This window comes from Rhodoferax sp. (genome assembly GCF_028689295.1).
In the GTDB taxonomy this organism is placed as follows: domain Bacteria; phylum Pseudomonadota; class Gammaproteobacteria; order Burkholderiales; family Burkholderiaceae_C; genus Rhodoferax.
In genome coordinates, this window is sequence record NZ_JAQTWL010000002.1 from 78,624 (window position 1) to 91,331 (window position 12,708).

Sequence of the window (12,708 nt, forward strand, 5' to 3'; positions counted from 1 at the left end):
TGACAGCAGCCCCAGAAGTCTAAAGAGAATCACCATGAATGCGATTACCAGGCGTGAATTGGCGCAACTCGATGCGCCGCTTGTCACCTTCAGTCTCAACGGGCGCGAGGTGACGGGGCAGGCCAGCGAGTCCCTGCTGCAGGTCGCCGAGCGCGAGGGCATTGAAATCCCCCACCTTTGCTACAAGGAAGGTCTGGAGGCGGTCGGCAACTGCCGCTCCTGCATGGTCGAAATCAATGGTGAACGGGTGCTGGCGCCTTCGTGCTGCCGCAACCCGGCGCCGGGCATGAAGGTGGTGACGGACAGCGCGCGCGCGCTGGCTTCACAAAAACTGGTGCTTGAACTGCTGCTTTCGGACATGCCCGAGAAGGCCTACACGCGCCACAACGAGGTTGATCACTGGGCTGGCAAGATAGGGGTTGGCAAGCCGCGTTTCAAGGCGCGCCAGCAGGTCAGGCAAGACCTGTCGCATCCGGCTATTGCCATCAACCTGGATGCCTGCATCCAGTGCACCCGTTGCCTGCGTGCCTGCCGCGACGAGCAGGTCAACGACGTCATCGGACTGGCGTTTCGCGGCAACCAGGCCAAAATCGTGTTCGACATGGACGACCCCATGGGGTCTTCCACCTGTGTCGCCTGCGGCGAGTGCGTGCAGGCGTGTCCCACGGGTGCGCTGATGCCGGCGCGCGAGGCTGCGCTGGCAGTGCCTGACAAACAGGTGGCCTCGGTCTGCCCGTATTGCGGCGTGGGTTGCCAATTGACCTACAACGTCAAGGACAACAAGATTCTTTTTGTCGAAGGGCGCGACGGACCGGCCAACCACGGCCGGCTGTGCGTCAAGGGGCGTTATGGTTTTGACTATGCGCACCACCCGCAGCGCTTGACCCAGCCCCTGATCCGGCGCGCCGATGCGCCCAAGCGCGGCGACTTCACCATGGACCCGGCGCGGGTCATGGACGTGTTTCGCGAGGCCACATGGGAAGAAGCGCTGGCGCTGGCGGGTGGCAAACTAAAGCAGATCCGTGACCAGTACGGCAAAAAATCACTGGCAGGCTTTGGCTCGGCCAAGGGCAGCAACGAAGAAGCCTACCTGTTTCAGAAGCTGGTGCGCACCGGCTTCGGCAGCAACAATGTGGACCATTGCACCCGTCTGTGCCATGCCTCGTCGGTGGCTGCCTTGCTCGAAGGCATCGGTTCGGGCGGCGTTTCGAACCCGGTGATGGACGTGACCCAGGCCGAGGTGGTCATCGTCATTGGTGCCAACCCCACCGTGAACCACCCGGTGGGCGCGACCTGGATCAAAAATGCGGTCAAGAACGGCACCAAACTGGTGGTCTGCGACCCGCGCCGCTCCGACATGGCGCGCCTGGCGCACCGTTTCCTGCAGTTCAAGCCCGACACCGACGTGGCCCTGCTCAATGCGATGATGCACGTCATCGTGCACGAGGGCCTGGTCAATCAGGACTTCATCGCCAGCCGCACCATCGGTTTTGAGGAGCTGCGCAAAAATGTCGAGGGTTACAGCCCCGAGGTCATGGCGCCGATTTGCGGCATCGATGCCGACACCATCAAATACGTGGCGCGACTCTATGCCACCTCCAAAGCCTCCATGATCCTGTGGGGTATGGGCGTTTCGCAGCACATCCATGGCACGGACAATGCCCGCTGCCTGATTGCGTTGGCCCTGATGACTGGCCAGATCGGCCGCTCCGGCACCGGCCTGCACCCCCTGCGCGGCCAAAACAATGTGCAGGGCGCGTCTGATGCCGGCCTGATTCCCATGATGTACCCCGACTACCAGTCGGTGTCCGATCCGCAGGTGCAGGCCCGCTTCGAATCCAGCTGGAAGCTGCCCGCAGGCAGCCTGGACAACAAGCCCGGCCTGACCGTGATCGAGGTCATGCACGCCATCAAGCGGGGCGAGGTGCGCGGCATGTACATCATGGGCGAAAACCCGGCCATGTCGGACCCGGACGTGCACCATGCGCACGAGGCGCTGGCAGCGCTGGACCATCTGGTGGTGCAGGACATCTTCCTGACCGAGACGGCCTACCTGGCCGATGTCATTTTGCCGGCCAGCGCCTTTCCGGAAAAAACCGGCAGCTTTACCAACACCGACCGCCTGGTGCAAATGGGGCGTCAGGCGATCACGCCACCCGGCAACGCCAGGCAGGACTTGTGGATCATCGAGCAAATGGCGGCCCGTCTCGGTCTGGACTGGCAGTACGCCGATGTTTCCCAAGTGTTCGACGAAATGCGCCACACCATGCCCAGCATTGGCGGCATCACCTGGGACCGGCTGGAGCGTGAGCATGCGGTCACCTACCCGTGTGTGGCCGAAGGCGACCCGGGCGAGCCGGTGGTGTTCGTTGACAGCTTCCCGAGGGAATCCGGCCGCGCCCGCTTTGTCCCGGCCGACATCATTCCGGCCAACGAGCGTCCCGACGCCGAATACCCCATGGTGCTGATCACCGGACGCCAACTGGAACACTGGCACACCGGCAGCATGACGCGGCGCGCCACGGTGCTCGATGCCATCGAGCCAGATCCGGTGGTTTTGATGCACCCGCTCGACCTGGCCGCGCTGGGTGGCAAACCCGGCGATGTAGTCACCTTGGCATCCCGCCGCGGCACGGTATCGCTGTACGCCCGGGCCGACGAGAGCTCGCCGCGCGGCGCGGTGTTTGTGCCGTTTTGCTACTACGAGGCGGCGATCAACAAGTTGACCAACGCCGCGCTGGACCCGTTCGGCAAGATACCCGAATTCAAATACTGCGCCATTCGTGCCACCCTGGGCGGTGAAGCCCCGGTGCAGAGCAGCTATGGCGGTGGCCAGGCACTGTTGTTGGCGACCCACTGACATGCTTAAACCAGCGGCAAGCAACGAGCCCATCCGGCTGTGATGGGCGTCGTTTGATCATCATTATTTAGGAGAATTTGAATGGAATTGCAAAACATCGACTTCTGGATTGGTCTGCTCAAGATCATCTGGATCAATATCATTTTGTCGGGCGACAACGCCGTGGTGATCGCACTGGCAGCCCGTTCGCTGCCGCCCAGCCAGCAACAAAAGGCGGTTTTGCTGGGCTCTGGCGCAGCGGTGGTGATGCGCATTGCGCTGACCGTGGTGGCGGCCATGCTGCTGGAGCTGTCATTCCTGCAAATCATCGGGGGCCTGATGCTGCTGTGGATCGGCGTTCAATTGCTCAGCGGCGATGAAGAAGGCGATGGCGGGGTGAAGCAGACCGGCACCTTGATGGCGGCGGTGCGCACCATTTTGATTGCCGACCTGATCATGAGCCTGGACAACGTGATTGCGGTGGCAGCGGCGGCCAAGGGCAGCATGACCCTGTTGATCCTGGGCCTGGCCATCAGCATCCCGCTGGTGATTTTCGGCAGCACGCTGATGATCAAGCTGATGGAACGCTACCCCGTCATCGTGACGCTGGGTGCCGCCCTGATTGGCTGGGTGGGGGGCGAAACGGTGGTCAGTGATGTGGCGTTGAAGGGGGTGATGGTCGCCAACCCCTGGCTGCATTACGCTGCTGCGGCGATCGGTGCCACATTGGTGCTGGGTATTGGGCGGTTAATGCAAAAACGCCATACCGAGCACGTCACATTTTGACGCAAGCCCCGCATTGGCAGCGTTCACCAAAATAGCCTGGATCCCCTGCGTGAGCAGGCTGGCGTTGGTTTCGCTTAGCCGGGCTGCGTCAAAAGCCACATTCAAAATCAAGCTGTCCCGGTAGCTGCTGGCTGCCGTGAACAGCGTCTGGTAGGGCATGGGACACAGCGCAAACGAGATGGCTTCGACCGCAGGGTCTTCCGTCACCGTGGCAATGGCGCCCACATTGCTGACCATGGTGTTGGGAAGCGAGGCCAGTGTTTTTTGCCGGAACGATGTCAGCCGTTCAGGCAACACCGGCGTCCCGTCCAGCCCAAACAGATGAAACAAAAGATGGCCTTCGCCGCGGGCGATCTGCAACCGGGTCTGCCCGATGATGTCGCGCGCCAGTTGCCAGAAATCGGTGTCGGTTCGAACTGAAAAAGTGGCGGAAATCAGCGACACGAACAGGCCGGTGGGCGATGCCGGTGGCACCGGCTCCAGATGCGGGCGCATATCCACCGGGCAGGACAGGAAGAAAACGCTGGCGTCAACGCCTGCCTGCAACTGGCGTTGCGCCAGCAGTTGCGCTGCGCACAGGGCGCCGTGCACGCTGGTGCCGTGGGCACGCGCTGCCGTTAGCAGCCGCCGGGTGAGCTCGGGGGCAAAGTTCAGCCGAACGAATTTGGGAACTCTGCCGGTGGCCTCAGCGGCAAGCCAGGGGATAGCCGGCAGTGGGCCGTGGCGGCGGTAGTCGGCGATCAGCGTGCTTCTGAGCTGTTTGGCTGCTTCCGGCTGCTCGGCCCAGCGAAAACGCGCGGGGTGAACGTCAGCCATGGCGGGCAGCGCGCTTGGACCAGGCTGCGGGCCCGGATCGTCCTGGCTTGCCATCACGGACAGCATTCGCCGCAGCAGCGCAGTACCAGCGCGGCCGTCGGCAATCGCGTGGTGAAAACTCAGCGCCAGCACCGAGCGCTCGGGCATTTCCAGATACAGGCAACGCATCAGCGGGGCGGCCTCTGCCACAAAGGGTTCGGACAGCTGCTGCTCGATGCAGCCTTGCCAATCGGCGGCGGTCACGCTGTGGCAGCGCAATTCGATTTGCGCGCCAGGCGCGTGGGTGAAACACAGGCCGTTTTCCTCGCTCCAGTGGACGCTGGCCCGCAGCAACAAGTTTTCCAGTTGCAGCAGATCGAGCGCAGCGCGGATGCGCTCGGGCTCGAGATGGCCACGGCGTTCGGCAAACACGACAAAGTTCATGCAGGACACGAGGTCCGACATGTAGAAAAAGGCTTCTCCCGGGTCCAGCGGACGAATGATCGGCGGTGCCGGCAAGGTCTCGGTCACGCTACTGGCACGCAGCTGCAAAACAAATTGCGGTCGCCATAAACGTTGTCGATGCGTCCCACCGGTACCCAGTATTTGGAAGACTTAAGGCCCGGCACCGGGAACGCCGCGAGTTCGCGCGAATAAGGCCGGTCCCAGCCTTCACCCAAGAGCGACGCCGCCGTGTGCGGTGCATGGCTCAGCGGGTTGTTGCCCTGCGGCCAGATGCCTTGCTCGACCTTGGCAATCTCTGCGCGGATGGCGATCATGGCGTCGATGAAGCGGTCGAGTTCGTCCAGCGTTTCGCTCTCGGTGGGCTCGACCATGAGTGTGCCCGGCACCGGAAAGCTCAGCGTGGGCGCATGGAAACCATAGTCCATCAGGCGCTTGGTCACGTCCTCGGCGGTCACGCCGTGAACGCCGCCACTGCTTTCCTTCAGGGGGCGCAGGTCCAGAATGCACTCGTGCGCGACACGACCGGGTTTGCCCTCGGAAGAGACGCTGGTATAGAGCGTGGGGTAGTGGTCTTTCAGGCGCACGCTGATGTAGTTGGCGCTCAAAATGGCAACTTCGGTGGCGGACTTGAGGCCCGATGCGCCCATCATGCGGCAATACATCCAGCTGATCGGCAGCACGGCCGCATTGCCCAAGGGTGCGGCTGACACGGCACCGACGCCAGCGCCTGGCAAATAGGGCACCAGGTCGGCCACCACACACACCGGGCCCACACCCGGACCGCCGCCGCCGTGCGGGATGCAGAAGGTCTTGTGCAGGTTCAAGTGGCTCACGTCGCCGCCAAATTCACCGGGTGCGGCCAGACCGACCAGCGCGTTCATGTTGGCGCCGTCCACATAGACGCGCCCGCCGTGGCTGTGCACCAGGGCGCACAGTTCCTTGACGCTGGTCTCGAACACGCCGTGGGTGCTGGGGTAGGTGATCATGATTGCCGCCAGATTGGCGCTGTGCTGTTCGCACTTGGCCTTGAGGTCGGCCATGTCAACATTGCCATTGGCATCGCAGGCGGTGACCACCACCTTCATGCCCGCCATGGTGGCGCTGGCAGGGTTGGTGCCGTGCGCGCTGGATGGGATCAGGCAGATGTTGCGGTGGCCCTCGCCGCGCGCCGCATGGTAACCCCGGATGGCCATCATGCCGGCGTATTCGCCCTGGCTGCCGGCGTTGGGTTGCAGGCTGATGCCGGCGTAACCGGTGGCCTCGCAGAGCCAGGCGCGCAGCTGCTCGTCGAGCTCGGCGTAGCCCGCGCGCTGGTCTTCGGGGCAGTAGGGGTGGATGTTGGCAAACTCGGGCCAGGTGATCGGGATCATCTCGCTGGTGGCGTTGAGCTTCATGGTGCAACTGCCCAGCGGGATCATGGTGCGGTCCAGCGCCAGGTCGAAGTCAGACAGGCGGCGGATGTAGCGCATCATGCCGGTCTCACTGTGGTGGGTGTTGAACACCGGGTGCGTCAGGTAGCTGCTGGTGCGCATCAGGGCGGCGGGGAGCAGGCTGGCCGTGTTCTGTTCGAAGTCAGTCACCTGGGGCAGCGTCTGGCCGGGCTTGGCAAAGAAGCCCCAGAGTTGTTCCACGTCGGCGCGGGTGGTGGTCTCGTCGAGCGACAGACCGAGTGAACTGCTTGATGCCAGGCGCAGGTTGGCCCCGGCGGCGAGCGCCTTGGCAACGATCGACGCGGTGGCATCGCCCGTGTTCACAGTGATCGTGTCAAAGGCACTGGCATTGGTTACCGTGAAACCCAGCGTCTTCAGGCCGGCGGCCAGCACGGCGGTAAATGTGGCCACGCGTTGCGCGATGCGTTTGAGGCCGGCCGGGCCGTGGTAAACAGCGTACATGCTGGCAATCACCGCCGGCAGCACCTGCGCGGTGCAGATGTTGGAGGTGGCTTTTTCGCGGCGAATGTGCTGTTCGCGCGTTTGCAGCGCCAACCGGTAAGCCGGGTTGCCGTGTGTATCCACACTGACACCCACCAGACGGCCGGGCATGGTGCGCTTGTGCTCGTCGCGGCAGGCCACGTAGGCGGCGTGCGGGCCGCCGTTGCCCATCGGCATACCGAATCGCTGCGTGCTGCCCACGGCAATGTCGGCGCCGAGTTCGCCGGGCGAGGTCAGCAGCGTGAGCGCCAGCAGGTCGGTGGCCATGATCACGAGGCCACCGCGGGCCTTGACAGCAGCAATCAGGGCGCGGTCATCGCGCACCACGCCGCTGGTGCCGGGGTATTGCAGCAGCGCGGCAAAGCTGTCTTGGGTCAATTCCTCGCTGTTTTGGCACACCTTGACGCTGATGCCCAGCGGCGCGGCGCGGGTCTGGATCACAGCCAGGGTTTGTGGCAGCACCTCAGCGTCCACCAGGAAGGTGGTCGATTTGGACTTGCTGGCGCGCATCGCCATGGTCATGGCCTCGGCCGCCGCGGTGGCTTCGTCGAGCATCGAGGCATTGGCCATGGGCATGCCGGTCAGGTCCATCACCATGGTCTGGAAGTTGACCAGCGCCTCCATGCGGCCCTGGCTGATCTCGGCTTGGTAGGGCGTGTAGGCGGTGTACCAGGCGGGGTTTTCCAGGATGTTGCGCAGGATCACGCCGGGCGTGTGGGTGCCGTAATAGCCCTGGCCGATGTAGTTTTTGAAAACCTTGTTTTTGCCCGCCATGGCTTTGAGCTCGGCCAACGCCGCAGCCTCGGTGACGGGCGCGGGAATGGCCATGGGTTGGCTGCGGGCAATGCTGGCCGGGACGATTTCATCGATGAGCGCCGCGCGCGACGCCGCCGCCACGGTTTTCAGCATCACCGCTTCGTCAGCCGCATCAATGCCGATGTGGCGCGCAATAAATTCAGACGCGTTTTCAAGTTCGCCCAAAGGCGAAAGTGCAATGGGGGTCATGATGGGCGGCCTGCTCAGTGCGCGTCAGCGGCGAAAGCGGTGTAGCTGGTTTCGTCCATGAAGGCGTCCAGGTCGGCCGGGTTGGCCAGCTTGAACTTGAAGAACCAGCCCGCGTTCAGCGGGTCGGAGTTGGCCAGCGACGGGTCGTCGCGCAGGGCCTCGTTGACCTGGGTGACTTCTCCATTGGCGGGCATGTACACGTCGGCGGCGGCCTTGACCGATTCAACGACGGCGGCAGGATCTTTGGCTGCGTAAGTTTTGCCCACTTCGGGCAGATCGACAAACACCACATCGCCCAAGGCGTCTTGCGCGTGGTGGGTGATGCCAACGGTGCCGATGTCGCCGTCAATCTTGATCCATTCGTGGTCTGGTGTGTATTTGATCGTCATGGTGATTCTCTGAAAAATTGAAAAGAAAAAGTGAGGAAAAGTAAAAAGAACGTTAACCGCGGAAATAGTTGGTCGGCACAAAGGGCATCGCCACCACTTCCATTTTGACCGGCTTGCCACGCACGATGGCGTTGACCCGGTTGCCCAGGGTGGCCAGGGCCGGCGGCACATAACCCATGGCGATGGGCTGGTCGATGGTTGGGCCGAGCAGGCCGCTGGTGACCTCGCCGATAGGTTCACCGTTCAGGTCTTGCAGCTCAATATGCTCACGCACGGGAATGCGTTCCAGCGCTTTCAGGCCGACACGCTTGCGCGTGACCGAACCCGGTTCTCCAGCAAGTTGGGCCAGAATTTTGTCCGCACCCGGGAAACCGCCCGCGCGCGCGCCGCCTGCGCGGCGTACCTTTTGCATCGCCCATTGCAGACCCGCCTCCACCGGCGTGGTGCTGCTGTCGATGTCGTTGCCGTAGAGGGGTAGTCCGGCCTCCAGCCGCAAGGAGTTGCGCGCACCCAGGCCAATCGGCTTGACTTCGGGTTGCGCCAGCAGCGCCCTGGCCAGCGCCATCGCCTCCGAGGCGTGGACCGAGATCTCAAAACCGTCTTCACCGGTGTAACCGCTGCGGGTCAGGAACACGTCGATTTTTTGCTCTCCGGTGTCCACCGTGAAGCTGCCGCCGGTCATGAATACCAGCTTTTCCACGCCCGGCGCCAGACGCGACAGGGCGGTCACGGCTTGCGGGCCTTGCAGCGCCAGCAGAGCGCGCTCCGGCATGGGAATGACATGGCAACGGCTGCCAATTTTGGCCTGAATATGCGCGATGTCGCCCACCTTGCAGGCGCCGTTGACGATGACAAAGATGTCGCCACCGTTGGCATGGTCGCGGTTGACGAACATCAGGTCGTCGATGATGCCGCCGGCATCATTGAGCAGCAGGCCATAGCGCTGTTTGCCCACGGCCAGGTCGATCACATCGACCGGAATCAGGCTCTCGAATGCTGCTGCAGCATCCGACCCGACCAGGCGCAACTGGCCCATGTGCGACACATCGAACAAACCGGCGGCAGTACGCGTGTGTTTGTGCTCGGCCATCAGGCCTTCGGGGTATTGCACCGGCATGCTGTAGCCGGCAAAAGGCACCATGCGGGCACCCAGGGCAATGTGTAAATCGTTGAGGGGAACTTTGAGCAGGTCGTCAGGGGTGGCGGACATCAGGACTCCAAAAGAGCAGGGGGCAAATCAAAATCCATGGCCTGACCGTGCGTCAATGCCATGGGCTGCCCCCGCTGTCCGCTTTACCTGAGAGATTCGCCGCCGCCAGTCGCGCAGGGCGCACGGGCTTTGGGTTGCTCCTTCGGTGGATCATGATTGGCACAGGTGCCAGCGATGACCTCTCTCCAGTGGGGAATCGTCAACAAGTTTCAGGGCTCGATGACGGTTGTCAGTCCTTTTGCCTGAGCGTTCAAGCGGCTGCAATCAGCCACTCTGCGCCTTCGGCGGCCTGCCTCTGAGGACAAGCTCTCTCCTGACGGGGCAAATTCTACATGGGGTTCATGACGGACTTCGCGGCGCGGCCTTGCTCCAACAGTGCGGCATTGGTAGGAGCGGCGCCCCCGCCGCGAATGCCCGCCAAATGCAGACGCCCCATATTGGTCAACAATCGACACCTTTGAAAACTACATTCGCTTTGCATGGCGAAAGTTCAACCATGAAAATGATCAATGACATTGGCATCCAGATTCCAACGGTGTATCTGCCGAAAAAAAGTATCGACCTGAAAAAGTGGGCGGTGATTGCCTGTGACCAATTCACGGCCGAGCCGCAATACTGGCAACAGGTTGAGGAACAGGTGGGCGCGGCGCCCTCGACGCTCAAGCTGATCTTTCCCGAGGTGTATCTGGACAAACCAGGCGCGCCCGAGCGCATGACGGCCATTGGTCAGACCATGACAGATTACCTGCGCGATGGCGTGCTGCTGCCCCACGACGGCATGGTTTACGTCGAACGCAGCGTGGCCGGCAAAACCCGGCACGGCCTGATGCTGTGCCTGGACCTGGAGTGCTACGACTACCGCTCGGGTTCGGCCAGCCTGATTCGCGCCACCGAGGGCACCATTGTTGACCGCCTGCCGCCGCGCATCAAAATCCGGGAACAGGCGGCGCTGGAGCTGCCGCATATCCTGGTGCTGATCGACGACCAGGATCACACCGTGATCCAACCACTCACCGCAGCCAAGGCCGGATTCGCGCCGCTCTATGACTTTGAGCTGATGCAGGGCGGCGGCCATCTGGCCGGGTATGCTGTCACAGATGCGGCGCAGCAGCGCGTGGTGGATGCGCTGCGGGCGCTGGCACAGCCAGAGCGCTTTGCCGCCCGTTATGGCGTTGGCCCCGAGCAGCCAGTGCTGCTGTTTGCCATGGGCGACGGCAACCATTCGCTGGCCACGGCCAAGGCGATCTGGGAGAAAAACAAGGCGCGCTTCGGCCTGGATCATCCGAGCCGTTTTGCGCTGGCTGAAATCGACAACGTGCATGACCAGGCGCTGGAGTTTGAGGCCATCCACCGGCTGCTGCTTGGCTGCAGGAACGATATGCTGACTGAGCTCAAAACAGCCTTTGGTTCGAACCTCAGTTACACCGAAGTGGCTTCAGCCGAACTTATGCGCCAGCGCGTCGATGCCTCACAGGGGCCCAGACAGGCCGTTGGTTTTATCGGTGGCGGGCAGGCATTCGGGGTCATCGAGATTGATCCGCCCACGTCCAACCTGCCGGTGGGCACACTGCAAACTTTTCTGGACCAGTTTCTTAAAGGGGGTGGTGCCCAGGCGATTGATTATGTGCATGGTGCCGACGTGTTGGAGCGCCTGGCTTGGCAAAGCGGCAATGCCGGTTTTTATTTTGCCGGCATGCACAAGTCAGAGCTATTCAAGACCGTCATTCTGGAGGGCGCCTTGCCGCACAAGACCTTCTCTTTGGGCCAGGCACGCGAGAAACGCTATTACATGGAAGCCAGAAAGATCAGCTGAGCCCGTGAACGGCAAGACGCAATACAGTTGCCAAGCCGATGTCGGCTTGGCAGGCAACTTGGTCGATCTCGTGCTGCGTCAAAGCACCATTTCGTGCCGTCGCAAACACTTATCCCACAATCACCCGGTTTCGACCCGATTCCTTGGCTGAATAAAGCGCCTCGTCGGCGCGCTTGACAAGTTCCTGATCACTGGCGGCGGCAAGTTCCGGGAAAGAGGTGATCCCGATGCTGATCGTGACGCAGATCATCTGATCTCCCTCCGCCACGGACGAGTCTTCCACCATGCGCCGTATCCGTTCGCCGAGGTCGTGGGAATTGGCTTTCGAAGCGGCGGGCAGGATAACCAAGAATTCCTCGCCGCCGTAACGCATGAGAACGTCTCCCTCGCGAAGGGCGGCGCGCGTTGTTTTGGCAACATGGACGAGGACCCGGTCTCCCGCGAGGTGGCCGTAGGTATCGTTCACCTTCTTGAAATGATCGATATCGAGCATCATGACACCGAGGGTCCCAGTCATGCGGATCGCGCGGCCGAACTCCTCGTGAAGCCTCGCCATGCCGAAGCGCCGGTTGTAGATGCCGGTCAGCGGATCGAGGGCGGCCAGCGTTTGAAGGCGGTCATGGGTCAGGGCGTTATTGAAGGCGAGCGCCAGCCCATGGCGGAACAGATCGAGGCGAGACTTCGCATCATCCTTGAATCCAGCGCCACTGGCCAGGACGATGGCGCCGAGCGGGACTTCCTTGTAGAACACGGGGTCGACAAGCACCTCACGAGGCCGGAAGTTCGTCAGAATACCCTCAACAGTCACGTCTTGCGGCAGGTTCACGGTGACCCGGCTTGCGGTCTGGATCGCGCGTCGGACATGGTCGCTTTTACACAGCGAATCCGGCGTGCGGATGCCCTGTGATGACGCAATCTTCAGTTCGCCTTCCTCGGTGATCAGAATGGCGCCTGCAGCCGCCTCGGAATGCTCCAGCAACTGCTCAAGAGCCTTACTCGATAAAACATCGAGTTCAAGATGGCTGGAAAGCACCTCGGTAAAGGAGCGCACTGCCGCATCAGTGCGGTGTGAGTAGGCAAGGGACTCCACGAGATAGTTGAAGGCCTTTGCACTCTCGCCTATTTCATCTTCCGAGTCCACGTCGACGTGACAGGCATCGACCGTGCATTTTTCCGCATTCCCGGTCTGCGCAAACGTCCTCAGGTTGGTTTCAACGAACCTCATTCGGTCAGCCAGTGTGCGCAACCTGATGCCGACGACCGATTTGGTCAGCCATATATTGGCCCCGCCAACCATACATCCGGCGGTCATGGTCGCGGCGAAAAACCACGGCGTCAGGGCCAGTTCAGCCGGCACTCCCATCATCCCGACAAAGAATGGGAAGACCAGACCCATGACAAGGCCCAGTCCGATCATCCATATGGCGAGATCGGTAAATACCTTCCGTGTCAGACGAATCATGGCGATCTCCTGC

Annotated in this window: 8 protein-coding genes and 2 riboswitches; of the genes, 3 read left to right on the top strand and 5 right to left on the bottom strand. The window is 62.1% G+C overall.

Annotated elements, in window-relative coordinates:
* Positions 1–34: 34 nt before the first annotated feature.
* Both fdhF and PHF15_RS02690 read left to right on the top strand, forming a co-directional pair.
* Positions 35–2,860, top strand: a complete 2,826-nt coding sequence (gene fdhF, locus PHF15_RS02685; RefSeq protein ID WP_300118763.1) for a formate dehydrogenase subunit alpha — start codon at positions 35–37, stop codon at positions 2,858–2,860.
* A gap of 81 nt (positions 2,861–2,941) precedes the next feature.
* On the top strand, positions 2,942–3,625 hold the full coding sequence (locus tag PHF15_RS02690; RefSeq protein ID WP_300118764.1) for a TerC family protein: 684 nt from the start codon (positions 2,942–2,944) through the stop codon (positions 3,623–3,625).
* On the opposite strand, the gene PHF15_RS02695 is transcribed toward PHF15_RS02690, so the two are convergent.
* Genes PHF15_RS02695 through gcvT form a run of 4 tightly spaced genes read right to left on the bottom strand, consistent with a single transcriptional unit; the run spans position 3,587 to position 9,420 of the window.
* Complete coding sequence (locus PHF15_RS02695) at positions 3,587–4,972, bottom strand: condensation domain-containing protein (protein ID WP_300118765.1); 1,386 nt, start codon at positions 4,970–4,972, stop codon at positions 3,587–3,589. The genes PHF15_RS02690 and PHF15_RS02695 overlap by 39 nt on opposite strands.
* Positions 4,948–7,821 carry an aminomethyl-transferring glycine dehydrogenase gene (gene gcvP, locus PHF15_RS02700; RefSeq protein ID WP_300118766.1) on the bottom strand — a complete coding sequence of 958 codons (2,874 nt, stop codon included), beginning with the start codon at positions 7,819–7,821 and terminating at the stop codon, positions 4,948–4,950. The genes PHF15_RS02695 and gcvP overlap by 25 nt, the downstream gene beginning before the upstream one ends.
* A gap of 14 nt (positions 7,822–7,835) precedes the next feature.
* Positions 7,836–8,210 carry a glycine cleavage system protein GcvH gene (gcvH, locus tag PHF15_RS02705; RefSeq protein ID WP_300118768.1) on the bottom strand — a complete coding sequence of 125 codons (375 nt, stop codon included), beginning with the start codon at positions 8,208–8,210 and terminating at the stop codon, positions 7,836–7,838.
* Between the two features lie 52 nt (positions 8,211–8,262).
* Positions 8,263–9,420: a glycine cleavage system aminomethyltransferase GcvT gene (gene gcvT, locus PHF15_RS02710; RefSeq protein WP_300118770.1), complete on the bottom strand. Its 1,158-nt coding sequence runs from the start codon at positions 9,418–9,420 to the stop codon at positions 8,263–8,265.
* Between the two features lie 64 nt (positions 9,421–9,484).
* Positions 9,485–9,619, bottom strand: a riboswitch (glycine riboswitch).
* A 21-nt stretch (positions 9,620–9,640) separates the two neighbouring features.
* A riboswitch (glycine riboswitch) is annotated at positions 9,641–9,746 on the bottom strand.
* Between the two features lie 170 nt (positions 9,747–9,916).
* On the opposite strand from gcvT, the gene PHF15_RS02715 reads away from it, so the two are divergent.
* On the top strand, positions 9,917–11,233 hold the full coding sequence (locus PHF15_RS02715; protein WP_300118772.1) for a DUF1015 domain-containing protein: 1,317 nt from the start codon (positions 9,917–9,919) through the stop codon (positions 11,231–11,233).
* Positions 11,234–11,342: 109 nt separating this feature from the next.
* Here the strand turns inward: PHF15_RS02715 and PHF15_RS02720 are convergent, their stop codons facing one another.
* Positions 11,343–12,695, bottom strand: a complete 1,353-nt coding sequence (locus tag PHF15_RS02720; protein ID WP_300118774.1) for a GGDEF domain-containing protein — start codon at positions 12,693–12,695, stop codon at positions 11,343–11,345.
* Positions 12,696–12,708: the final 13 nt, after the last annotated feature.

Bases quoted from the DNA above. Each gene is read 5' to 3' on its own strand.
- gcvP (WP_300118766.1), bottom strand. From the start codon at position 7,821: ATGACCCCCATTGCACTTTCGCCTTTGGGCGAACTTGAAAACGCGTCT.
- PHF15_RS02715 (WP_300118772.1), top strand. From the start codon at position 9,917: ATGAAAATGATCAATGACATTGGCATCCAGATTCCAACGGTGTATCTG.
- gcvH (WP_300118768.1), bottom strand. From the start codon at position 8,210: ATGACGATCAAATACACACCAGACCACGAATGGATCAAGATTGACGGC.
- gcvT (WP_300118770.1), bottom strand. From the start codon at position 9,420: ATGTCCGCCACCCCTGACGACCTGCTCAAAGTTCCCCTCAACGATTTA.
- PHF15_RS02690 (WP_300118764.1), top strand. From the start codon at position 2,942: ATGGAATTGCAAAACATCGACTTCTGGATTGGTCTGCTCAAGATCATC.
- fdhF (WP_300118763.1), top strand. From the start codon at position 35: ATGAATGCGATTACCAGGCGTGAATTGGCGCAACTCGATGCGCCGCTT.
- PHF15_RS02720 (WP_300118774.1), bottom strand. From the start codon at position 12,695: ATGATTCGTCTGACACGGAAGGTATTTACCGATCTCGCCATATGGATG.